1 tRNA gene is annotated in these 238 nt (G+C 43.7%); it reads right to left on the bottom strand.

The features are described from left to right. Window positions 1-95 precede the first annotated feature (95 nt). Window positions 96-171: transfer RNA gene (locus CP370_RS09680), tRNA-Asn, on the bottom strand. Between the last annotated feature and the right edge of the window lie 67 nt (window positions 172-238).

Genomic DNA, 238 nt, shown 5'->3' with positions numbered 1-238 from the left:
TCAAATGACAGCTTTATAATATTATCATCTTTTGCTTGATTTGGCAAGCTTTTTTATCATTTTTTTGATAAAAATAGGAGCCTCGTTGACTCCATTGGCTCCGGCTGTCAGACTCGAACTGACGACAACCTGATTAACAGTCAGGTGCTCTACCAACTGAGCTAAGCCGGAATATTAAAAAAGAGCACGGCGACTGCCTACCCTCGCAGGCAGTTTCCCACCAACTACTCTCGGCGTT

Source organism: Lactobacillus sp. UMNPBX19, assembly GCF_002553805.1.
In the GTDB taxonomy this organism is placed as follows: Bacteria; Bacillota; Bacilli; order Lactobacillales; family Lactobacillaceae; genus Lactobacillus.
The sequence above is the reverse complement of the archived record's forward strand: the minus strand, read 5'-3'. Positions and strand labels throughout refer to the sequence as shown.